This is a genomic window from Pseudomonas emilianonis, assembly GCF_023072625.1.
GTDB lineage: Bacteria > Pseudomonadota > Gammaproteobacteria > Pseudomonadales > Pseudomonadaceae > Aquipseudomonas > Aquipseudomonas paraveronii.
In genome coordinates this window covers 1-21,200 of the sequence record NZ_JAKNRV010000058.1, presented here as the reverse complement: position 1 = coordinate 21,200, position 21,200 = coordinate 1, and the positions used below count along the sequence as shown (strand labels likewise).

The following is a 21,200-nucleotide window of genomic DNA, read 5'->3' as shown; positions in this document are numbered from 1 at the left end:
CGGCGCACCCAGGGCCTTGCCCAGTGCGTCCAACTCGGCAGCCAGCAACGGGCCAGCAGCCGCGACCTTGGCGAACTTGGCCACGCCGTGGGTCGAGCCTTCGGCACGGTGAGCGGTGCCGAAAGCGTCCATCACGAACACGTCGCACAGGGCGGCGTATTGCTGGGCCAGTTCGTCACTGTTCTTTTTCTCGCCCTTGTTGAAGCGCACGTTTTCGAACAGCACGATGTCGCCGGCCTTCACGTCGACGCCGCCCAGGTAGTCAGCTACCAGCGGCACGTCGCGGCCCAGGGCCTTGCTCAGGTAATCGGCCACAGGCTTGAGGCTGTTTTCAGCCGAGAACTCACCTTCGGTCGGACGACCCAGGTGGGAGCAGACCATCACCGCCGCACCTTTTTCCAGGGCCAGCTTGATGGTCGGCAGCGAGGCCAGGATTCGCGCATCGCTGGTGACAACACCGTCCTTGACTGGGACGTTGAGGTCTTCGCGAATCAGTACGCGTTTACCTTGCAGATCGAGGTCGGTCATCTTCAACACGGTCATGGGTGGCAATTCCTGAGAGTCTTTGAATTAGAGAGCGGATTTTGGGGAGGCGATTTGCAGATAGTGCTCTGCGACGTCCAGCATTCGGTTGGCAAACCCCCATTCGTTGTCGAACCAGGCCAGGATGTTCACCAGCCTCGGGCCGGAAACGCGGGTCTGGCTGGCATCGACAATCGCCGAATGCGGGTCGTGGTTGAAATCACAACTGGCGTGAGGCAATTCAGTGTAGGCCAACAAGCCTTTGAGCGGGCCGCTGGCGGCGGCGTCGCGCAGAATCCGGTTGACCTCCACGGCATCGGTGTCGCTGACGGTTTGCATGGTGATGTCCAGACAGGACACGTTCACCGTCGGCACCCGCACGGCTTTGGCCTGAATTCTCCCGGCAAGTTCCGGCAACAGTCGTTCGATGCCTCGCGCCAGACCAGTGGACACCGGAATCACCGACTGAAACGCCGAACGCGTGCGGCGCAGGTCTTCGTGGTGATAAGCGTCGATCACCGGCTGGTCGTTCATGGCCGAGTGGATGGTGGTAATCGACACGTAGTCCACGCCGATCGCCTGATCCAGCAGGCGCAACAGCGGCACGCTGCAGTTGGTGGTGCAGGAGGCGTTGGACACCAGCCGCTCATCGCCGGTCAGGCAATCCTGGTTGATGCCGTAGACGATGGTGGCGTCGACATCCGCCTCGCTGGCCATCGGCTGGGAAAACAGCACGCGGGGTGCGCCGGCGTCGAGAAAACGCTGGCCGTCGGCACGGGTGTTATAGGCACCGGAGCATTCCAACACCAGGTCGACGCCCAGCGCCGCCCAGTCGATGCCCTCGGGGGTGGCACTGCGCAACACTTTCACGCAGTCGCCATTGATATGCAGACAATCGCCGTCGACCCGCACTTCGCCGGGGAACCGGCCGTGGGTGGAGTCAAAGCGTGTCAGGTATTCGATGCTGGCCATGTCGGCCAAATCGTTGATCGCAACAATCTCAAACCCGGCCGCCGGCCCTCGCTCGAACAGAGCACGCAAGACGCAACGACCAATGCGGCCGTAGCCGTTGAGTGCAACTTTGTAGGGACGCGGTTGGGACATGGGGTTCTCGATTACCTTGGGTAACAGGATGAATGTGCCACCGCCTTCGCGAGCAAGCCCGCTCCCACATTTGAAATGCATTCCAAATGTGGGAGCGGGCTTGCTCGCGAAAGCGTCAGTACAGCCACCGCAATTGACAGCCTTAGTCTTCCAGCAACTCTTCAGCCTGACCCAGAATGTTTTCCAGGGTGAAACCGAACTCTTCGAACAAGGCTGGCGCCGGCGCCGACTCACCGTAGGTGGTCATGCCGATCACGCGGCCTTCCAGGCCCACGTACTTGTACCAGTAGTCGGCGTGGGCCGCTTCGATGGCGATACGCGCGCTGACCTGCAACGGCAATACCGATTGCTTGTAGTCAGCGTCCTGAGCTTCAAACACGCTGGTGCATGGCATGGAGACCACGCGCACGTTATGGCCTTGGGCAGTCAGTTTGTCGTAGGCCTGAACGGTCAGGCCGACTTCGGAACCGGTGGAGATCAGGATCAGCTCCGGCTCGCCGATGCAGTCCTTGAGCACGTAGCCACCGCGGCTGATGTCGGCGATCTGCGCGTCGGTGCGCACCTGATGTTGCAGGTTCTGACGCGAGAAGATCAGCGCCGAAGGGCCGTCCTTGCGCTCGATCGCGTGTTTCCAGGCCACGGCGGATTCGACCGCGTCGGCTGGGCGCCAGCAATCGAGGTTCGGCGTGGTGCGCAGGCTGGTCAGTTGCTCGACCGGCTGGTGGGTCGGGCCGTCTTCGCCCAGGCCGATGGAGTCGTGGGTGTACACGTGGATCACGCGTTTCTTCATCAGCGCGGCCATGCGCACGGCGTTGCGCGCGTATTCCATGAACATCAGGAAGGTCGCGCCGTAAGGCACCAGGCCGCCGTGCAGGGACACGCCGTTCATGATGGCGCTCATGCCGAATTCGCGCACGCCGTAGTACATGTAGTTGCCGCTGGCGTCTTCGGCGGAGACACCTTTGCAACCTTTCCACAGGGTCAGGTTGGAACCGGCCAGGTCGGCCGAACCGCCGAGGAACTCAGGCAGCAGCGGGCCAAAGGCGTTCAGGGTGTTCTGGCTGGCTTTACGGCTGGCGATGGTCTCGCCCTTGGCCGCGACTTCGGCGATGTAGGCCGAGGCTTTTTCCGAGAAGTCGGCAGGCAGGTCACCGGCGAGGCGACGTACCAGCTCATTGGCAAGCTCCGGGAATTCGGCGGAGTAGGCGGCGAAACGCTGGTCCCACTCGGCTTCGGTGGCCAGACCTTGTTCCTTGGCATCCCATTCGGCGTAGATGTCGGCCGGGATTTCGAACGGGCCGTAGTTCCACTTCAGCGCTTCACGGGTCAGGGCGATTTCCGCGTCACCCAGTGGGGCGCCGTGGCAGTCTTCTTTACCTTGCTTGTTCGGCGAACCGAAACCGATGGTGGTCTTGCAGCAGATCAGGGTCGGCTGCTCGCTCTTGCGGGCGGTGTCGATGGCGGTCTTGATTTCTTCCGGGTCGTGGCCGTCGACGTTGCGGATCACTTGCCAGTTGTAGGCTTCGAAACGCTTAGGGGTGTCGTCGGTGAACCAGCCTTCGACTTCGCCGTCGATGGAGATGCCGTTGTCGTCGTAGAAGGCAATCAGCTTGCCCAGGCCCAGGGTGCCGGCCAGGGAGGCGACCTCGTGGGAAATGCCTTCCATCATGCAGCCATCACCCAGGAATACGTAGGTGTGGTGGTCGACGATGTCGTGGCCGGGGCGGTTGAACTGCGCGCCCAGGACTTTTTCAGCCAGCGCGAAACCGACGGCGTTGGCCAGGCCTTGGCCCAGGGGACCGGTGGTGGTCTCGACGCCTGGGGTGTAGCCGAATTCCGGGTGACCCGGGGTGCGGCTGTGCAACTGGCGGAAGTTTTTCAGGTCGTCGATGGTGAGATCGTAGCCGGTCAGGTGCAGCAGCGAGTAGATCAGCATCGAGCCATGGCCGTTGGACAGCACGAAGCGGTCACGGTCGGCGAACGATGGGTTGCTCGGGTTGTGTTTCAGGTAGTCACGCCAAAGGACCTCGGCGATATCCGCCATGCCCATCGGGGCACCGGGATGGCCGCTGTTGGCTTTTTGCACGGCATCCATGCTGAGGGCACGAATGGCGTTGGCACGCTCACGACGGCTGGGCATCGCTGTTCTCCTGAGGGTTGAATAAAAGAAACGGAAAAAAGGACCGGCATTTTCCCTCAGCCACCGCCTGCGGGCAATGACAGATAGTCACTTGAGGGTGTTTTTCCTGTGGTTTGCGCGGCAATCGCCTGCAGAACTCGGCCGCCCCTTCGTCTAAGAGGGATAGCGCTCGCTTATAACCGCCACTTATCGAGCAATATCAAAACTTTTTGATATTGACCTTGCGATGATTTCCACCCATCACTAGACTGCTGGCCTTATGAACCTACCCGTGCCCTCCCTGCGTCCCGACGATGGCGATGAACTGGCTGCCTTATGCAAGGCCGCTGGCGACCCGTTGCGCCTGAACGTACTGCGGGTGCTGGCCAACGATTCCTTCGGCGTGCTGGAACTGGCGCAGATCTTCGCCATTGGCCAGTCGGGCATGAGCCATCACTTGAAGGTCCTGGCCCAGGCCGACCTGGTGGCCACCCGTCGCGAAGGCAATGCAATTTTTTACCGCCGCGCCCTGCCCCATACCGAGTTGCTCGGCGGCAAGCTGCACAGCGCGCTGCTGGAAGAAGTGGACAACTTGAGCCTGCCCGGCGACGTGCAGTCGCGCATCGGCCAGGTGCACGGGCAGCGCGCAGCGGCCAGCCAGGACTTTTTCTCACGGGTTGCCGAAAAGTTTCGCGCCCAGCAGGACCTGATCGCCGGCTTGCCCCAATATCGCGAAAGTGTACTGGCGCTGCTGGACAAGCTGAGCTTCAGTCATGAAGCGACCGCCCTGGAAGTCGGGCCTGGGGATGGCGGCTTTTTGCCGGAACTGGCGCGCCGCTTTCAACAGGTCACGGCGCTGGACAACAGCCCCGCGATGCTCGAACTGGCGCGCCAGTTGTGCGAGCGCGAGGCCCTGGGCAACGTCAGCCTGCAGTTGGCCGACGCCCTGAATGACACCAGCCTGCGGGCCGATTGCGTGGTGCTGAACATGGTCCTGCACCATTTCGCGGCCCCCGCCGACGCCCTCAAGCAGATGGCGAATTTGCTGCAACCCGGCGGTAGCCTGCTGGTTACAGATTTATGCAGCCACAACCAGAATTGGGCCAGGGAGGCCTGCGGTGATCTCTGGTTGGGTTTTGAACAGGACGATCTGGCCCGTTGGGCCACCGCTGCGGGACTCGTTCCCGGGGAAAGCCTCTATGTAGGTTTACGTAATGGTTTCCAGATCCAGGTCCGCCATTTTCAGCGACCGGCTGGCGACACTCACCATCGGTAAATATCAGGAAAACATCGAGATGAGCGAATACTCCCTTTTCACCTCCGAGTCCGTGTCTGAAGGGCATCCGGACAAAATCGCCGACCAGATTTCTGATGCGGTGCTGGACGCCATCATTGCTGAAGACAAGTTCGCCCGTGTGGCGTGCGAGACTCTGGTGAAAACGGGCGTGGCGATCATCGCCGGCGAAGTCACCACCTCGGCCTGGGTCGACCTGGAGCATATCGTCCGTGAGGTGATCACCAACATCGGCTACAACAGCTCCAACGTCGGCTTTGACGGCGCCACCTGCGGCGTGATGAACATCATCGGCAAGCAGTCCCCAGACATCAACCAAGGTGTCGACCGCGCCAAGCCAGAAGACCAGGGCGCCGGCGACCAGGGCCTGATGTTCGGCTATGCCAGCAACGAAACCGACGTGCTGATGCCAGCCCCAATCACCTTCTCGCACCAGTTGGTAAAGCGTCAGGCCGAAGCGCGTAAATCCGGCCTGCTGCCGTGGCTGCGGCCGGACGCCAAGTCCCAAGTAACCTGCCGTTATGAAGGCGGCAAAGTGGTCGGCATCGATGCTGTCGTGCTGTCGACCCAGCACAACCCGGACGTTTCCTACGCCGACCTGCGCGAAGGCGTGATGGAGCTGATCGTCAAGCACGTGCTGCCGGCTGAACTGCTGAGCAAGGACACCCAATTCCACATCAACCCAACCGGCCAGTTCATCATTGGTGGCCCGGTGGGCGACTGCGGCCTGACCGGGCGCAAGATCATCGTCGACAGCTACGGCGGCATGGCCCGTCACGGCGGCGGCGCGTTCTCCGGTAAAGATCCATCCAAGGTTGACCGTTCGGCGGCCTACGCCGGTCGTTACGTGGCCAAGAACATCGTCGCCGCCGGCCTGGCCGAGCGTTGCGAGATTCAGGTGTCCTACGCCATCGGCGTGGCCCAGCCTACGTCGATCTCGCTGAACACCTTCGGCACCGGCAAGATCAGCGATGACAAGATCGTCAAGCTGGTGCGTGAGATCTTCGACCTGCGCCCTTACGCAATCACCACCATGCTCGACCTGCTGCACCCGATGTACCAGGAAACCGCGGCCTACGGCCACTTCGGCCGTACCCCGGCACAGAAGACAGTCGGCGACGACACCTTCACCACCTTCACCTGGGAAAAAACCGACCGCGCCGACGACCTGCGTATCGCTGCCGGCCTGTAATCGCTTGCGGTAGCCAAAGCCCTGCCGGGTTCGCCCGGCGGGGCTTTTTATTGCCGCGTGATTCGCGTCGTTCTTCAGATTTTTTGGATCCAAACCTTGCAGGCCAAATAATGGCCCACTAGAATCCGCGCCCTCCCGGGCCCTCCACCTAATTCTGGATATTGCACTGCGCCAGCCCGGGACTCATCAACGCGCAGGCAATCGAACATTGAGGTTTTCATGCGCATTTCCACGCTTGCCCCTACCGCCCTGCTGCTCAGCCTGTTCGCCCTGCCGGTAAATGCCGCCGACCTGGGCGCACTGAGTGGCGCACTGAGCTCCCAACTCGGTGGCGGTAACTCCGGCGACTGCCAACAGCAAGCCAAAGACCTGCAAACCAAGATCGATGCGGCCAATGCCAAAAACGACACCTTGAAAGTGAAGGCCTTCGAAGCCGCGCTGGAGCAGGTCAACAAAGGCTGTAACAAACTCGCCGAGTCCCAGGCCAACGTTGATGCCAAGCAGCAAAAGCAGCAGGCCAAGACAGAAAACAACGATGCCGTGAAAGCCTTGGGTAGTCTGTTCAAGTAAGCAGAAACACCCGGTAAAAAGCCCCGACCTGTCGGGGCTTTTTTGTGGGCGCGAAGATCCCTTAGGCTGAACGCCCCTTACCGAGCAAGGATGCTCCCGATGCGCCTGCTGATTGTTCTTTTACTCAGTGTTCTAACCGGGCTGGCCAGGGCTGAAGAGTGCCCCGATGATGCGCGCGCGCAGATCGGCCCGCTGGCCCGGCAAATCAGTCTCTGGGATGACAACTACCACCGGCTCGGCCATTCGCCCATCAGCGATGAACTCTACGACCAGGCCCGCCAACGCCTGGCTCACTGGCACCGGTGCTTTCCCCAACCGGCTGCGCTGGCTGACAAGCCGTTGGCCAGCTCACGAGGCACCTCGCCGCACCCGGTGGCCCATACGGGCCTGGAAAAATTGCTCGACGAACACGCCGTCGGCGAATGGCTCCGGGCTCGCCAAGACGTCTGGATTCAGCCCAAGGTCGATGGTGTCGCCGTGACCCTGGTCTACCGCCAGGGGCGCTTGCGCCAAGTAATCAGCCGGGGCGACGGCCTGCTCGGCCAGGATTGGTCTGCCTCCGCGAAAAAAATCCCCGGCATCGTCCAGCAACTGCCGGAGCCCATCGACCTTGTGCTGCAAGGTGAGCTTTACTGGCGTCTCGACGACCACGTGCAATCGACCCTGGGCGGGCTCAATGCGCGCAGCAAGGTGGCCGGCCTGATGAACCGTCGACAATTGAACGACGCCGAGGCGGCCGGGATCGGTCTGTTTGTCTGGGCCTGGCCCGATGGCCCGGCAGACTTTACCGAGCGCCTGGCCACCCTGGCTGGCTGGGGTTTCACCGACAGCCAACGCTACAGCCGGCCCATTCAGGACATCGCCGACGCCGCCCGCTGGCGCACCTACTGGTACAACCATCCACTGCCTTTTGCCAGTGATGGCGTCGTGCTGCACCAGGCCACCCGCGCACCCGCCAAGCGCTGGCAGGTCAGCACGCCTTACTGGGCGGTCGCCTGGAAATATCCAGCAGCCAAGGCCCTGGCGCTGGTACGCAAGGTGCAGTTCAACATCGGCCGCACCGGGCGCATCACGCCGGTCCTGGAACTCGAACCGGTGCGGCTGGACGACAGGCAGATCAGCCGCGTCAGCACCGGCTCCCTGCAACGCTGGAAAACAATGGATATCCGCCCCGGCGACCAGGTTTCCATCAGTCTCGCCGGCCAGGTCATTCCGCGATTGGACGAGGTGATCCTGCGCAACGAGACAAGAGTGGACATCCAAGTCCCCAGTGCCCGGGACTTTCACGCCCTGAGTTGCTGGCAACTGGACCCTGGCTGTGAAGAACAGTTGCTGGCCCGCCTGACCTGGTTGAGCGGCAACCAGGGCCTGGGCCTGCCGCATATGGGCCGGGAGACGTGGAACGTATTGATCCAGGCCGGTCTAATCGCAGGCTTCCTCGATTGGTTGACCCTGGATGCGGCAGAGCTTGCTAACATTGAAGGCTTCGGCGATCGCAGCCGTGCGCGGGTGCTCGACAGTATTCGCAGCGCACGGCAACGGCCTTTTGCTCAATGGCTCAAAGCCCTGGGCGTGCCGCCCGCAGCACGCAATAACCTGGAAGGCGACTGGCAGGCGCTGGTTGCCAAGGACACCCAAGCCTGGCTGGCCCTGGATGGCATCGGCCCGGGACGCGCGGCGCAACTGAGCGCTTTTTTTCGCGACCCGCAGATCCAGGCGTTGGCTGAGACACTACGCGTGGCTGGGATTGACGGGTTTTGAACCTGACCCGGCCACTAGATTGCGACTTTGGAGCTCCCTATGAAATTTTTAGCCCCTTTTGCCCTGCTGACCGTCGCATGTTTCATGGCGACGCCGCTGCTGGCAGCCGAAGAAGCAACCCCACTGACCGGCTGCGCCGCCAAGCGCCAGGCCATCATCACCCAGATCGAACAGGCCAAGGCCCATGGCAACAGCGCACAACAGGCCGGCCTGGAAAAAGCCCTAAGTGAAGTCACGGCCAACTGCACCGACGCCGCCTTGAAAAAGGAGCGCGAAAACAAGGTACTCGACGCCAAGCACGACGTCAGCCGCCGTCAGGCCGACCTCGACAAGGCGATGAAAAAAGGCGACGCGGACAAGATCAACAAACGTAAGGACAAACTGGCCGAGTCGCGCAAAGCACTGCAGGACGCGGTGGAAGAACTCGACCAGTAACCCGGTCAGTGGTCCCGGAACTGCTTATGGCAGGCGCTGCAGGCATCTTCGACTTTCTGCACCGCAGGCGTAAGGTTACTGGCCTTGTAGGGCTGCACCTGACTTGCGATCACCAATTCACCGGTGGCCGCTTCAAGGTCGCGGGCCAGTTGCTGGAATTGCGCCTGTTTTTGCCAGACGTCGTCCTTGGCGCTGGTGTGGTCTTCCTCACGCACGCTCGGGAAATGCTTCCACGGTTCATGGGACAACGCATCGAGCTTGACCGCGCCTTCGGCGAACTTCGCGCCGTCGAACGGGATGCGTCCACGCAACATGCCACCCAGGTCTTCGCCGGTCTTGAGCATTTGCTTGAAGATCGCCTTGCGCTGGCCCAGGGGCGAATTCGGATCAACGCCGCCACAAGCAGACAGCGCCAGGCAGGCGAGCAGTACAACAGTCAGTTTTTTAAAAGTCATGGTGGCTTCGAGGTCACGGGAAAACGGCGGCCAGTATCCTCGCCCCACCCGTAAAGACCAATAGCCCTATTAACGATAAGGGTTGCCCAAACGCGTCGGCGAGCGGGCAATCGCTTCAGGAATTGCTTGTATGAATATCGCTTTGAAACCCTGGAGCCGCCGTCTGGCGTGGGCTCTACCGATGATCGCAGTGCTGGCCGGCTGCGATGTGGGCAAGGATGCGCACAAAGATGAAACTATCAAACCCCATGCGGTGGCCACCTATGTGAGCGCTCCATGGGAAGCGCTGCCGGCGGTGTCCGATAGCGAACTGCTGGCCGGGTTTGAATCCTGGCGCAGCGCCTGCCAACGCCTCAAGGCCGACCCGGTGTGGGGCGCGACCTGCGCGGCGGCAACTGCAGTGCCAGGGGATGCCGTGGCGGTTCGCGGTTTTCTCAAGGAGCGCCTGGACGTATTCGGCCTGCGTTCGGCCGACAACACACCGAACGGTCTGATCACCGGCTACTACGAGCCGGTCTACCCCGGCAGCCTGACCGAAACCCCTACCGCCCATGTGCCGGTGTACGGTGTGCCGGACGACCTGATCATCGTCAACCTCGAAAGCATCTACCCGGAGCTCAAGGGCAAGCGCCTGCGCGGCCGCCTGGAAGGTCGTGTGCTCAAGCCTTATGACGACGCCAGCACGATCAACGGCCAAGGTTCCACCGCCAAGCCGATCGCCTGGCTGACCGACCCGATGGACCTGCAATTCCTGCAGATCCAGGGTTCGGGCCGAATTCAACTGGCTGGCGGGCGCCAACTGCGCATCGGCTACGGCGACCAGAACGGCTACCCCTACCGCCCTATCGGCCGCTGGCTGGTGGAACAAGGCGAGTTGAAGAAAGAAGACGTGACCATGGGCGCCATCAGCGCCTGGGCCAAGGCGCATCCGCAGCGCATTCCGGAATTGCTGGCGAGCAACCCCAGCTACGTGTTCTTCAGCGCCCGCCCCGACAGCAACGAAGGCCCGCGCGGCTCGCTGAACGTGCCGCTGACCGCCGGCTACAGCGTAGCGGTGGATCGCAAGGTGATTCCGCTGGGCAGCCTGTTGTGGCTGTCGACCACACGCCCGGATGGCACACCGATCGTGCGCCCCGTGGCCGCGCAGGATACCGGCGGCGCAATCACCGGCGAAGTGCGCGCGGACTTGTTCTGGGGCACAGGGGAAGCAGCAGGTGAACTGGCAGGGAATATGAAGCAGCAGGGGCAGATCTGGATGTTGTGGCCCAAGGGCGCCGCATTACCCCAGGTGCCGGATGCCCCAGCCGGCACCTGACCGACGCTGATCGACAATGTGGGAGCAAACCGGCTCCCACACGGCGGCAGGCGTTAGATCGAGACGAAGAAGAAACTCGCAATCAGCGCCATGCCTACCGCCCACACCAGCGAGCGCAGGATGGCCCAGTCCGCCAGGTAACAGATGATGTACAGCAGGCGACTAGTGATAAACAACACCGCGAGGACATTGATCGTGACCAGTTCGGCGTTGCCAGCCAGGTGCGCGATGATCACAGCGGCAGCAAACGCCGGGGTCACTTCAAAGCTGTTGAGCTGCGCGCTGTGGGCACGTTTGGCGAAGCCTTCCAAGGTATCGAGGAAGGCACGCGGGTCATGGTTCTGCCGTGGCCCGAACTTGCCGCCGCTGAATTTGGCCACACCTATACACAGGTAGGGCAGAAAGATTGCGATCAATACACACCAGAAAGCGACAGTCATCACTCATTCCTTTTTTGGTTTTATCAAGACGGCTAGCGTTTTATCACGAACATGCTGGTCAGCCCGCATCCACAGGCGATGAGCCCAACGGCATGACCCAAAGCACCAAAGCGTAGCTCATCAACACGCACACCCCGGTCGGCGCCGGTAGCGCATCCGTTCACTGATCCTTATTGATCCGCTGCGGATGCCTCGGGTCCGCTGTAGCCTTGCCCGGCAGGCTGCTTTCGCTGCGGATCTGCGCGTGGCTGATCAGCGCAAAGATACAGCTCCCGCCAATGATATTGCCGGCCAGGGTCGGCCCGGCGAATATCAGCCAGAAATCCTTCCACGGTAATTCGCCGGCAAATACCAGGTAAGACACTTCCGCCGAACCGACCACGATGTGGGTGAAATCCCCCAGCGCCATCAGGTAGGTGATCAGGATGATGATCCAGATCTTGGCGCTTTCCATCGACGGGATCATCCACACCATGGTGGCGATCATCCAGCCGGAAACGATGCCCTTGGCGAACATCTGACCGGGGTCGTTTTCCATGACTTTGCGTCCAATTTCAAGGAAGGCCAGGTCGGTCTTGGTATCGAAGATCGGCAAGTGCAGCATCACATAGGCCACCAGCAAGGTGCCGCACAGGTTACCCACCAGCACCACCGTCCACAGCCGCAACAGGCGCCCGGCGTTGTTCAGGGTCGGTTTGCTCATCACCGGCAGCACCGCGGTCAGGGTGTTTTCAGTGAATAACTGCTGGCGTGCGAGAATCACCGCCAAAAAGCCCGCGCAATAGCCGAAGCTGGCGATGACTTTGAACCCTTCACCGTCCGGCAGGCGCGAGTTGAGCAGGCCCATGCCCATCAGTGACAGGCCCATAGTCAGGCCCGCCGCCAGCGCCGACCACCACAATGCCGCCACCGTGCGCTCCAGCTCCTGATCGCCCTGGGTGCGGATGATTTCATGCAGTACAGCCGCGCGAGGCGGCTGGTTCTTGTCGACGTCGTGCTGTTCTTCCTGCGACAGGTTGGGGGTTTTGCCGTCGTCGTTCGTCGCCATGATGTTCCAGAGTCCAAGAGGTGCCTGTAGCTACGACAGGCTGGAGCAACGGCTGTTCAGTGGTGTGGCAACTAAACCGGTATGCGCCAGGCTTTGGCCATCTCCACCGTGGTCGAGCGGAACGGTTTTGACCAGGGTTTGTTGCGCGCACCATAGTGCTGAATGATGTCTTCGAGCACCCGATTGAACTCTGCGGGGCTGGTCGCCTTGGCCAAATCACCTGCGGCGCGTTGCAACAGGTCGACGTTGGCGCCTGTCTGGCCGGGTCGGTACAGCGATGGGTAGATGACCTCGCGGGTGAAATTTTCGGCCTTTACCGAGAGGTCGCGCCTTTTCATTTCGGCGACCGCACTGGCCATGACCTTGGACATCGGCGAGGCGCCCGAAGCCTGCTTGGCCGCCACCTGCAACAACTGCTGAAAATTGCGCTGCCCCGCTGCATTCAGGCGCCGCCCCAGCCACTCGACGTGCTCAGGCCGGCTGACGAGCACATCCAGGTTACGCAGTGCGGCAGACAGTTCAGGTGTGAAGATCAAGCGGTCGTGGCCCTGGTTCACCTTGGCAATGGCATTGTCCAGGGCTTGCAATGCTTGTTGCGCGCTCTTTCTGAACCTCAATACCGCCGCCGCAGCCGGCTCTTTCTGCAAGGTTTCCTGCACACTGGCCAACATCTCATCGTCCATCGCCAGCACAGCGTCATCCAATGAGCCAAACGAGTGATGCTCGCGAACCGTGTCGCGTTGTTCCAAGTGTGCCGCCACGGTTTTGCGCGCCTGTGCCTGCAGATGCTGCTTGTGCTCCGCTCTCATGGTGAAGTTCACGGTGCCGTTGAGCGTGCCGCGAAAATCCCCCTTATCCGTCTTCAGCGGCAGGACCACTGTCTGCTCGGCAAACGCCTTGAGCCGTGCATCTTGATAGGCCTCGGCGGACGTATGGGACGTTCCCGTCACTTTATCGACGAGACCGCTGAAAAAACCGCCGCTTTTTTTCGGCGTTGCAGCGTCTTCGGCTTCAAATTTGACGATCAGAGACTCGTGCTGGCTTAGCGGGCTTTCTGCAAACGAGCGCTCGATCACCCCTGGAGCCGGCGTGTTGAGCAGCAGGCCACCGTCCTGAAACGCAGTGGCTTCGGCGGTTTCCTGAAAGGCATGCCCCTGCTCGGTCGGGCGCTTGAAAAGCACCGGCAATGACGCCGAAATGTGCGCGGCGCGGGCGATGTCCATGTCTGGGGTCAAGCTGGCGTTAAACGCCACCAATTGCGGGCGGCCGTCGAACATACCTGTGCCGGTGATATTGAGTGGCTTGATCGCCGGGATATGTCGGCTCAACGCCTCAAGATCGCGAAAAGTCGGCGCGTCGCCGGCGCTGAGCCGGTCAGCAATTTTCATGACTGCGCCTGGCCGGGTGGCCCTTGGCGTGGCGGCGATATGGGCGAGGATCGACTGGCGTGACTCGTTGCGCAGCAATTCTTCCAGGGGATACGCCTCGGTTTGCAGGCGCGGCATCAACGTCAGCAGCAATTGGGCGATATTGCCTGCGGGCACTGGCAAGCGCCCGATGAGTTTGCCAATACGAGTACTGGCCTCTTGCAGCCAGGCCGTCAACGGGTCGTTGCTATTCAACAGGCTCGGCAGGTCGATGCTGTTCGATAGCTTGCCGAAGACCTCGGCGTTCATGCCACTGGCGAGCAACGTTGCAGACATCGCGCCGGCGGATGAGCCGGAAACAACCTGGATACCTCGCAGCTTCCCGCTGTCCTCAAGCGCCCGCACCATTCCCGGATAGGCAATGCCTTTGGCTACCCCGCCACTGAGCACCAGATGGCTGGGCGGTGGCGGCGACACCACCACGTCCACCTGGCCATTACTGTGGCGCGAAAGGCTCAGCTTGCGCGGCCCCACCCCCTCAACCAAGGGTGTGTTGACGCCTTGGCTGAGGGAGGATTGCGATGACTGAAGCGAAGGCGGCTGCACCTGATGGGCAGCCGGATTGGAGGACACTTTCATACACAGGCTCTCGATACAGAATGTAGTCCTGAGTGATGAGAACGTCTGGGAAAGATCCACCTGGAATGATTTGGTAAAGCAATCAAACCGGCGAGCGGTTACGCAGGGAGGTTGTCTTCCTTGAACTGGTCCTTCACGTACTTGATCTCGGTCCGGCCGTGCGGCGCGGGCAAACCGTCTTCGCCGAGGTTGACGAAGACCATTTTTTCCACAGTGAGGATGCTTTTGCGGGTGATCTTGTTGCGCACTTCACAGGTCAGGGTGATGGAGGTGCGGCCGAAATCGGTGGCGGTGATACCCAGCTCGATGATGTCGCCCTGGCGCGAGGCGCTGACGAAGTTGATTTCGGAGATGTACTTGGTCACCACCCGCTGGTTGCCCAATTGAACAATCGCGTAAATGGCCGCTTCCTCGTCGATCCAGCGCAGCAGGCTGCCACCGAACAGGGTGCCGTTGGGGTTGAGGTCTTCAGGTTTTACCCATTTGCGGGTGTGGAAGTTCATGGTCACTCCAAAACGTCTTGCCGAATGATGGGCAACATAATGGCAGAGCCCGGGCTCAAGCTCTATGCGCTATTGCCTATCAACCCCATGCGAGATCTTCATCCCGCCGACAGAAAGGCTTGGGAAGTGCCGCGTACACAGCTATAATCGCCCCCGCTTCAAAACGGTCATCTTCAGTTGATACCGTTCTCCCGCCACCTGTCCGAGGGGCGCTGCAGCAGGTTCAACCTGTCAGGCTCGGATGGGGCGTTGTCCGGCCTGGTTACCCTGGCCTGATACTAAACGCACAACGGCGCCCATTCGCACACTACGAATGGAGGCTCTTCATGAGCGCTGTAATTACGCCTGCAGATTTCAACGACTACAAAGTCGCCGACATGTCCCTCGCTGCCTGGGGCCGTCGCGAAACCTTTATCGCCGAATCCGAAATGCCTGCCCTGATGGGCCTGCGCAGCAAGTACGCCGCTGAGCAACCGCTCAAGGGCGCGAAGATTCTTGGCTGCATCCACATGACCATCCAGACTGCCGTGCTGATCGAAACCCTGGTTGCCCTGGGTGCCGAAGTGCGTTGGTCGTCCTGCAACATCTTCTCGACGCAAGACCAGGCTGCCGCCGCCATCGCTGCCGCCGGTATCGCGGTATTCGCCTGGAAAGGCGAGACCGAAGCAGAGTACGAGTGGTGCCTGGAGCAAACCATCCTGAAAGATGGCGCGCCTTGGGATGCCAACATGATCCTCGACGACGGCGGCGACCTGACCGAGTTGCTGCACAAGAAGTACCCGCAGATCCTCGACCGCGTCCACGGCGTGACCGAAGAAACCACCACCGGCGTACACCGCCTGCTGGACATGCTGGCCAAGGGCGAGCTGAAAATCCCGGCCATCAACGTCAACGACTCGGTGACCAAGAGCAAGAACGACAACAAGTACGGCTGCCGTCACAGCCTGAACGATGCCATCAAGCGCGGCACCGACCACCTGCTGTCGGGCAAGCAAGCCCTGGTGATCGGCTACGGTGACGTGGGCAAGGGTTCGTCCCAGTCCCTGCGCCAGGAAGGCATGATCGTCAAGGTCTCCGAAGTTGACCCGATCTGCGCCATGCAAGCCTGCATGGACGGTTTCGAAGTGGTTTCGCCGTTCATCGATGGCATCAACAACGGCAGCGAAGCAAGCATCGACAAGGCCCTGCTGGGCAAGATCGACCTGATCGTGACCACCACCGGTAACGTGAATGTCTGCGATGCCAACATGCTCAAGGCCCTGAAAAAGCGCGCCGTGGTATGCAACATTGGTCACTTCGACAACGAAATCGACACCGCTTTCATGCGCAAGAACTGGGCATGGGAAGAAGTGAAGCCACAGGTCCACAAGGTTCACCGTACCGGCTCGGGCGATTTCGACCCACAGAACGACGACTACCTGATCCTGCTGGCCGAAGGCCGCCTGGTGAACCTGGGTAACGCCACTGGCCACCCAAGCCGCATCATGGATGGCTCGTTCGCCAACCAGGTACTGGCGCAGATCTTCCTGTTCGGCCAGAAATACGCCGACCTGTCGCCAGCCCAGAAAGCCGAGCGCCTGACCGTGGAAGTGCTGCCGAAGAAACTCGACGAAGAAGTGGCCCTGGAAATGGTCCGCGGCTTCGGCGGCGTGGTGACTCAACTGACCAAGACCCAGGCCGACTACATCGGCGTGACCGTCGAAGGTCCGTTCAAGCCGCACGCTTACCGCTACTGATATGCCTGTTGCCCCCTCTTCTGAAGGGGGCTTTTTGTGGACGCGGGCTTGCTCGAGATGGCATCGACTCGGTACACCTGCAGCACCGAGCCGCCCCCATCGCGAGCAAGCCCGCTCCCACATTAATCGGTGCACGCCTTCCGGTATTCTGAGTTTCCAAGGGTATTACCATGTCCCAAGACCGTCGCTACAGCTTCGAGTTCTTCCCGACCAAGACCGATGCTGGGCATGAAAAACTGATGGCGACTGCCAAGCAGTTGGCCAGCTACCACCCCGACTTCTTCTCCTGCACTTACGGCGCCGGCGGTTCGACCCGTGACCGCACGATCAACACCGTGTTGCAGCTGGAAAGCGAAATCAAAATTCCCGCCGCGCCGCACTTGTCGTGCGTGGGCGACAGCAAGGCCGACCTGCGCGCCCTGCTGACCCAATACAAGGCCGCCGGGATCAAGCGCATCGTCGCCCTGCGCGGTGACTTGCCATCCGGCATGGGCATCGCCAGCGGTGAGCTGCGCTACGCCAACGACCTGGTGAGTTTCATCCGCGAAGAAAGCGGCGATCACTTCCACATCGAAGTGGCCGCTTACCCGGAGATGCACCCACAGGCGCGCAACTTCGAAGACGATTTACAGAACTTCGTGCGCAAGGCCAACGCCGGCGCTGACAGTGCAATCACCCAATATTTCTTCAACGCCGACAGCTACTTCTACTTCGTCGAGCGTGTACGGGCCTTGGGTGTGAACATCCCGATCGTGCCAGGCATCATGCCGATCACCAACTACAGCAAGCTGGCGCGTTTCTCCGACGCCTGCGGTGCGGAGATCCCACGCTGGGTGCGTAAACAACTGGAAGCCTATGGCGACGACGTCAAAAGCATCCAGGCGTTCGGCGAACAGGTTATCAGTGAGATGTGCGAACAATTGTTGCAAGGTGGTGCGCCAGGGTTGCACTTCTATACCCTGAACCAGGCTGAACCTAGCCTTGCCATCTGGAACAACCTGAAGCTGCCACGCTAACGCTTGTCCGGCGGTGCCAAGGCCCTCGTCTCTACGAGGGCCTTTGTCGTTTTACATGCCCACGCAATTTCACACCGCGTCACAGTGTGGCGACAAAAAGGCGCGGCAGAATCAGGAACGTCGTCATCCCTGGCGCAGCCCCGCTGGCGCTCGGCAGTTACTACGACGATAAGGTTTCCAAGATGCGGGAATCACCGTGCCAGAGCTTCTCTTTAACCCAGGAGCGTCGTAACCTCAGGCCATGCCCGTGATTCTCAAGCTGTTGACCGCGACATTTTTCACTTGCCTGAGCCTGGCCGCTTACGGCGAGAAGTTGCGCATTGTCACCGAGCCGTGGGCGCCCTATGTGTACGACGACAACGGCACCATGCGCGGGCTGGACTATGAAACCACGGTGATCGTGTTCCAGCGCCTGGGCGTCGATGTGGAATGGCAATTCCTGCCATGGAAACGCTGCCTGAACATGCTCGAACAAGGCCACGCCGACGGCGCGCTGGATATTTTCCACAGCCATGAGCGCGATGCCCTGCTGTTGTACCCCAGCGAACCGCTGTCGGAGGTGGAGTTCGTGCTGTTCTACGCCAATGAGCGGCCCCACCCGGCCCAAACCCTCGAAGAGCTGCGCAACCTGACCGTCGGCACCTCGCCGGGCTACCTGTATGGCGCGCAATTCAGCGAATCCAGCCTGTTCCATCGCGAGCCGGCGCCGACTCATGAAGCGAACTTCGGCAAATTGATGCTTGGCCGCATCGATCTGCTGGTGACTGACCGCAGGGTCGCTCAGCATGTGATCAAGGCATTGGGCCTGGAAGGCAAGGTCAGCCAGGCGCCCATCGTGATCAGCCGCCAGCAGCAGTTCCTCGCGGTGCGCCGGGGCGCAGGCATGGACCTGCTGGTGCAGCGCTTTGCCGCTGAACTCAAGCGCTTCAAGCACGAGCCGGCCTACACCGCCTTGAGCGCCAAATATGGTGGTATTCAAACCGCAGCCGAGCCGATTACACTGCCTGAACGCACCGTTGAGCAGCAGGAAAGCAGCGCGCCGTGATTGCTCTGTTATACTCCGGCCTTCCCGCCAGGCTTACGCCCGGCCGCTGAGGTCTTGAAAAAGGCACCCAACCCCGCTACTGCGCAGCTTTCAAGCCCGCGCGAGCCGGTGGAGTGCCCGCCAGACGCAGCAGGACCGGACGGGATTGCGCTCCCCTAAGCGCCATTCACGCCCGGCAAGATTATCCCTTTGGGCCAAGCCCTAACTAGAACAGGATTACTCATGTCCTTTGCTTCCCTCGGTCTCTCCGAGGCTTTAGTCCGCGCCATCGAGGCAGCGGGCTATACCGAGCCTACTCCGGTGCAACAGCGGGCCATTCCCGCCGTGTTGCAAGGTCGCGACCTGATGGTTGCGGCTCAGACAGGTACTGGTAAAACCGGCGGCTTCGCCCTCCCGATTCTGGAGCGGTTGTTCCCCAATGGTCACCCGGACAAGTCCCAGCGTCATGGCCCGCGCCAACCGCGCGTACTGGTCCTGACCCCAACCCGCGAACTCGCCGCCCAAGTGCATGACAGCTTCAAGCTGTATGCCCGCGACCTGAAGTTCGTCAGCGCCTGCATCTTCGGCGGCGTCGGCATGAACCCACAGGTTCAGGCCATGTCCCGTGGCGTTGACGTCCTCGTCGCCTGCCCGGGTCGTTTGCTCGACCTGTGCGGCCAAGGCAGCGTCGATTTGTCCCACGTGGAAATCCTCGTGCTGGACGAAGCCGACCGCATGCTCGACATGGGCTTTGTCCATGACGTGAAAAAGGTCCTCGCCCGCCTGCCGGCCAAACGTCAGAACCTGCTGTTCTCGGCAACGTTCTCCAACGACATCACGGCTCTGGCCGGCAAGTTGCTGCACAATCCGGAACGCATCGAAGTCACGCCGCCGAACACCACGGTCGAGCGTATCGAGCAACGCGTGTTCCGCCTGGCCGCCAGCCACAAACGTTCGCTGCTGGCGCACCTGATCACCGCCGGTGCCTGGGAACAGGTGCTGGTGTTCACCCGCACCAAGCACGGCGCCAACCGCCTGGCCGAGTACCTGGACAAGCACGGCCTCACCGCCGTCGCCATCCACGGCAACAAGAGCCAGAACGCGCGCACCAAAGCGCTGGCCGACTTCAAGGCCGGTGAAGTACGCATCATGGTGGCCACCGATATCGCCGAGCAACACTGGAGGCTGCATGCGTAGTCAAGGCGTGCTGCATTGCGACACTGAAATCCTCGTGCCGTTTTTCGACATCGACACCATGAACGTGGTCTGGCACGGGCACTACGTGAAGTACCTGGAAATCGCCCGCTGCGCCCTGCTCGACAAGATCGGCCACAACTACACGGCGATGCTCGAATCCGGCTACGCCTGGCCGGTGATCGACCTGCAACTGCGCTATGTGCGCGGCGCCACCTTCGGCCAGACGATCAACGTGCGCGCCAGCCTGGTGGAATGGGAGAACCGTTTGAAGGTCAACTACCTGATCACCGACCGCACCAGCGGCGAACGCCTGACCCGCGCCAGCACGGTGCAAGTGGCGGTGGACATCGCCAGCCGCGAGATGCAACTGGCGTCCCCCACAGTCTTCACCGACGCGGTCGAGAGGGCCTTGGCATGAGAATGTTCCTCCTGTTAGCAAGTTTGCTGCTGAGTGTCAGCGCCCAGGCCTTCGACCTGCAGCAACTCAGCGACCAGTTGGCCAAACCCAGCGTGATCCACGGCAGCTTCATCCAGGAAAAACACCTGCGCGCCCTGCCGCAACCCTTGGTCAGCAAAGGCACCTTCGTCCTGGCCAAGGACCACGGCCTGCTGTGGCTGCTCAAAACCCCTCTGCAACAGGATTACCGCATCAGCGCCCAAGGCATTGCGCGGCGGGATGCCAATGGCTGGCAAACGCTGCCGAACAAGAGCGCCGGGGCCGAGCAGAACCGCCTGTTCCTCGCCGTGCTCCAGGGCGACAGCAGCGGCTTGCAGCGTGACTTCGACCTGCAACTACAGGGTGAAGCCGAGCAGTGGAAGCTGACGCTGACCCCGCGCTCGCTGCTGCTCAAGCAAGTGTTCAATCAGATCAATATCGACGGCGGCACGCTGGTACACACCATCGAACTGCTGGAAACCCAGGGCGACAGCACCGTGCTGCGCATGCAGGACAGCAGCGCCGACCTTCCCCTGAGCGATGCGGAGCAACACGACTTTGCCCAGTGAGCGTTTATTGCCGCGCCTGTTCCTGATCCTGCTGGTGGCCGTGCTGGCGCTGGCCGGCTGGCAATGGCGCCATGGCGCGCCGTTGTCGGCCAACCTGATGGAACTGGTGCCGGGTAGCACGCCGGACGCCCTCGAACTGCAAGCCGAACAGCGCATGCAGGAACCGCTGAACCGCGAAATGCTGGTCCTGGTGGGGCACGCCGACCGCCAGCAAGCGGTCAACGTAGCCGAGCAATTGGGTGAGCGCTGGCAAGCCAGCGGCCTGTTTGAAAAGGTCCAGTGGAACCTGCAAGCCGACCTGCCGGCGCTGCGCGAGCAATTGTTGCGCGGCCGCCTGTCGATGCTCGCGGCCAAGGACCGCGAGCAACTGATCGACCACCCCGATGCGTTCATCCAGCAGCGCGTGCAAGCGCTGTTCGACCCGTTCACCGGGTTCAGCCTGGTGCCGAGCCAGGACG

19 protein-coding genes, 2 pseudogenes and 1 riboswitch are annotated in these 21,200 nt (G+C 61.3%); of the genes and pseudogenes, 13 read left to right on the top strand and 8 right to left on the bottom strand.

Translation table 11 applies throughout. The features are described 5' to 3' along the window. From pgk to tkt, 3 genes are all read right to left on the bottom strand, one after another. Positions 1–543, bottom strand: a 543-nt coding sequence (gene pgk / locus L9Z73_RS09145; protein WP_247398980.1) for a phosphoglycerate kinase, incomplete at its 3' end; no start/stop codon positions are given. A 27-nt stretch (positions 544–570) separates the two neighbouring features. After that, on the bottom strand, positions 571–1,626 hold the full coding sequence (gene epd, locus L9Z73_RS09140) for an erythrose-4-phosphate dehydrogenase (protein ID WP_247398977.1): 1,056 nt from the start codon (positions 1,624–1,626) through the stop codon (positions 571–573). Between the two features lie 142 nt (positions 1,627–1,768). After that, a complete protein-coding gene (tkt, locus tag L9Z73_RS09135; RefSeq protein WP_247398975.1) occupies positions 1,769–3,766 on the bottom strand; it encodes a transketolase in 1,998 nt (665 codons plus the stop codon). Positions 3,767–4,025: 259 nt separating this feature from the next. On the opposite strand from tkt, the gene L9Z73_RS09130 reads away from it, so the two are divergent. From L9Z73_RS09130 to L9Z73_RS09110, 5 genes are all read left to right on the top strand, one after another. Beyond that, the gene (locus L9Z73_RS09130) at positions 4,026–5,021 is read left to right on the top strand and encodes an ArsR/SmtB family transcription factor (protein WP_247398972.1); all 996 of its coding nucleotides are present in this window, start codon (positions 4,026–4,028) and stop codon (positions 5,019–5,021) included. A gap of 19 nt (positions 5,022–5,040) precedes the next feature. Further along, the gene (gene metK, locus L9Z73_RS09125) at positions 5,041–6,231 is read left to right on the top strand and encodes a methionine adenosyltransferase (protein WP_247398970.1); all 1,191 of its coding nucleotides are present in this window, start codon (positions 5,041–5,043) and stop codon (positions 6,229–6,231) included. Positions 6,232–6,450: 219 nt separating this feature from the next. Further along, positions 6,451–6,801: a DUF1090 family protein gene (locus L9Z73_RS09120; protein ID WP_247398968.1), complete on the top strand. Its 351-nt coding sequence runs from the start codon at positions 6,451–6,453 to the stop codon at positions 6,799–6,801. A gap of 99 nt (positions 6,802–6,900) precedes the next feature. Beyond that, positions 6,901–8,562 (top strand): NAD-dependent DNA ligase LigB, encoded by a 1,662-nt coding sequence (gene ligB / locus L9Z73_RS09115; protein WP_247398966.1) that lies wholly within the window; start codon positions 6,901–6,903, stop codon positions 8,560–8,562. A 39-nt stretch (positions 8,563–8,601) separates the two neighbouring features. Then, positions 8,602–8,997, top strand: a complete 396-nt coding sequence (locus tag L9Z73_RS09110) for a DUF1090 domain-containing protein (RefSeq protein WP_247398963.1) — start codon at positions 8,602–8,604, stop codon at positions 8,995–8,997. Between the two features lie 5 nt (positions 8,998–9,002). Here L9Z73_RS09110 and L9Z73_RS09105 read toward each other — a convergent pair whose 3' ends face one another. Beyond that, positions 9,003–9,452 (bottom strand): c-type cytochrome, encoded by a 450-nt coding sequence (locus tag L9Z73_RS09105; protein ID WP_247398960.1) that lies wholly within the window; start codon positions 9,450–9,452, stop codon positions 9,003–9,005. 130 nt (positions 9,453–9,582) lie between these two features. Here L9Z73_RS09105 and mltA point away from each other — a divergent pair, with 130 nt between their 5' ends. Next, on the top strand, positions 9,583–10,767 hold the full coding sequence (gene mltA, locus L9Z73_RS09100; protein ID WP_247398957.1) for a murein transglycosylase A: 1,185 nt from the start codon (positions 9,583–9,585) through the stop codon (positions 10,765–10,767). A gap of 53 nt (positions 10,768–10,820) precedes the next feature. On the opposite strand, the gene L9Z73_RS09095 is transcribed toward mltA, so the two are convergent. From L9Z73_RS09095 to L9Z73_RS09080, 4 genes are all read right to left on the bottom strand, one after another. Continuing rightward, positions 10,821–11,207, bottom strand: a complete 387-nt coding sequence (locus L9Z73_RS09095) for an MAPEG family protein (protein ID WP_247398953.1) — start codon at positions 11,205–11,207, stop codon at positions 10,821–10,823. A 160-nt stretch (positions 11,208–11,367) separates the two neighbouring features. Continuing rightward, positions 11,368–12,255, bottom strand: a complete 888-nt coding sequence (locus L9Z73_RS09090) for a formate/nitrite transporter family protein (protein WP_247398950.1) — start codon at positions 12,253–12,255, stop codon at positions 11,368–11,370. Positions 12,256–12,326: 71 nt separating this feature from the next. Next, entirely contained in the window at positions 12,327–14,261 is a 1,935-nt protein-coding gene (locus L9Z73_RS09085; RefSeq protein WP_247398947.1) for a patatin-like phospholipase family protein, read from the bottom strand. Between the two features lie 98 nt (positions 14,262–14,359). Beyond that, positions 14,360–14,764: an acyl-CoA thioesterase gene (locus L9Z73_RS09080; protein WP_282598561.1), complete on the bottom strand. Its 405-nt coding sequence runs from the start codon at positions 14,762–14,764 to the stop codon at positions 14,360–14,362. A gap of 198 nt (positions 14,765–14,962) precedes the next feature. After that, positions 14,963–15,069, top strand: a riboswitch (S-adenosyl-L-homocysteine riboswitch). 21 nt (positions 15,070–15,090) lie between these two features. Here L9Z73_RS09080 and ahcY point away from each other — a divergent pair. The 7 genes and pseudogenes from ahcY to L9Z73_RS09045 form a co-directional block, all read left to right on the top strand. After that, positions 15,091–16,500 (top strand): adenosylhomocysteinase, encoded by a 1,410-nt coding sequence (gene ahcY / locus L9Z73_RS09075; protein WP_247398931.1) that lies wholly within the window; start codon positions 15,091–15,093, stop codon positions 16,498–16,500. Between the two features lie 170 nt (positions 16,501–16,670). Continuing rightward, complete coding sequence (metF, locus tag L9Z73_RS09070; RefSeq protein ID WP_247398928.1) at positions 16,671–17,516, top strand: methylenetetrahydrofolate reductase [NAD(P)H]; 846 nt, start codon at positions 16,671–16,673, stop codon at positions 17,514–17,516. A gap of 241 nt (positions 17,517–17,757) precedes the next feature. Then, on the top strand, positions 17,758–18,561 hold the full coding sequence (locus L9Z73_RS09065) for a substrate-binding periplasmic protein (protein ID WP_247398926.1): 804 nt from the start codon (positions 17,758–17,760) through the stop codon (positions 18,559–18,561). 222 nt (positions 18,562–18,783) lie between these two features. Then, positions 18,784–19,710 (top strand): annotated as a pseudogene (locus L9Z73_RS09060) (DEAD/DEAH box helicase); the annotation flags it as partial. A gap of 19 nt (positions 19,711–19,729) precedes the next feature. After that, positions 19,730–20,155 carry an acyl-CoA thioesterase gene (locus L9Z73_RS09055; RefSeq protein ID WP_247398922.1) on the top strand — a complete coding sequence of 142 codons (426 nt, stop codon included), beginning with the start codon at positions 19,730–19,732 and terminating at the stop codon, positions 20,153–20,155. Further along, a complete protein-coding gene (locus L9Z73_RS09050) occupies positions 20,152–20,742 on the top strand; it encodes an outer membrane lipoprotein carrier protein LolA (protein WP_247398919.1) in 591 nt (196 codons plus the stop codon). Before L9Z73_RS09055 ends, L9Z73_RS09050 begins: the two co-directional genes overlap by 4 nt. Then, a pseudogene (locus tag L9Z73_RS09045) lies at positions 20,714–21,200 on the top strand (hypothetical protein); the annotation flags it as partial. The gene L9Z73_RS09050 and the pseudogene L9Z73_RS09045, both read left to right, overlap by 29 nt.

What these genes read in the sequence shown, in the direction of transcription:
- epd (WP_247398977.1), bottom strand. Translation starts at nt 1,626, where the DNA reads ATGTCCCAACCGCGTCCCTACAAAGTTGCACTCAACGGCTACGGCCGC.
- tkt (WP_247398975.1), bottom strand. Translation starts at nt 3,766, where the DNA reads ATGCCCAGCCGTCGTGAGCGTGCCAACGCCATTCGTGCCCTCAGCATG.
- L9Z73_RS09130 (WP_247398972.1), top strand. Translation starts at nt 4,026, where the DNA reads ATGAACCTACCCGTGCCCTCCCTGCGTCCCGACGATGGCGATGAACTG.
- metK (WP_247398970.1), top strand. Translation starts at nt 5,041, where the DNA reads ATGAGCGAATACTCCCTTTTCACCTCCGAGTCCGTGTCTGAAGGGCAT.
- L9Z73_RS09120 (WP_247398968.1), top strand. Translation starts at nt 6,451, where the DNA reads ATGCGCATTTCCACGCTTGCCCCTACCGCCCTGCTGCTCAGCCTGTTC.
- ligB (WP_247398966.1), top strand. Translation starts at nt 6,901, where the DNA reads ATGCGCCTGCTGATTGTTCTTTTACTCAGTGTTCTAACCGGGCTGGCC.
- L9Z73_RS09110 (WP_247398963.1), top strand. Translation starts at nt 8,602, where the DNA reads ATGAAATTTTTAGCCCCTTTTGCCCTGCTGACCGTCGCATGTTTCATG.
- L9Z73_RS09105 (WP_247398960.1), bottom strand. Translation starts at nt 9,452, where the DNA reads ATGACTTTTAAAAAACTGACTGTTGTACTGCTCGCCTGCCTGGCGCTG.
- mltA (WP_247398957.1), top strand. Translation starts at nt 9,583, where the DNA reads ATGAATATCGCTTTGAAACCCTGGAGCCGCCGTCTGGCGTGGGCTCTA.
- L9Z73_RS09095 (WP_247398953.1), bottom strand. Translation starts at nt 11,207, where the DNA reads ATGACTGTCGCTTTCTGGTGTGTATTGATCGCAATCTTTCTGCCCTAC.
- L9Z73_RS09090 (WP_247398950.1), bottom strand. Translation starts at nt 12,255, where the DNA reads ATGGCGACGAACGACGACGGCAAAACCCCCAACCTGTCGCAGGAAGAA.
- L9Z73_RS09085 (WP_247398947.1), bottom strand. Translation starts at nt 14,261, where the DNA reads ATGAAAGTGTCCTCCAATCCGGCTGCCCATCAGGTGCAGCCGCCTTCG.
- L9Z73_RS09080 (WP_282598561.1), bottom strand. Translation starts at nt 14,764, where the DNA reads ATGAACTTCCACACCCGCAAATGGGTAAAACCTGAAGACCTCAACCCC.
- ahcY (WP_247398931.1), top strand. Translation starts at nt 15,091, where the DNA reads ATGAGCGCTGTAATTACGCCTGCAGATTTCAACGACTACAAAGTCGCC.
- metF (WP_247398928.1), top strand. Translation starts at nt 16,671, where the DNA reads ATGTCCCAAGACCGTCGCTACAGCTTCGAGTTCTTCCCGACCAAGACC.
- L9Z73_RS09065 (WP_247398926.1), top strand. Translation starts at nt 17,758, where the DNA reads ATGCCCGTGATTCTCAAGCTGTTGACCGCGACATTTTTCACTTGCCTG.
- L9Z73_RS09055 (WP_247398922.1), top strand. Translation starts at nt 19,730, where the DNA reads ATGCGTAGTCAAGGCGTGCTGCATTGCGACACTGAAATCCTCGTGCCG.
- L9Z73_RS09050 (WP_247398919.1), top strand. Translation starts at nt 20,152, where the DNA reads ATGAGAATGTTCCTCCTGTTAGCAAGTTTGCTGCTGAGTGTCAGCGCC.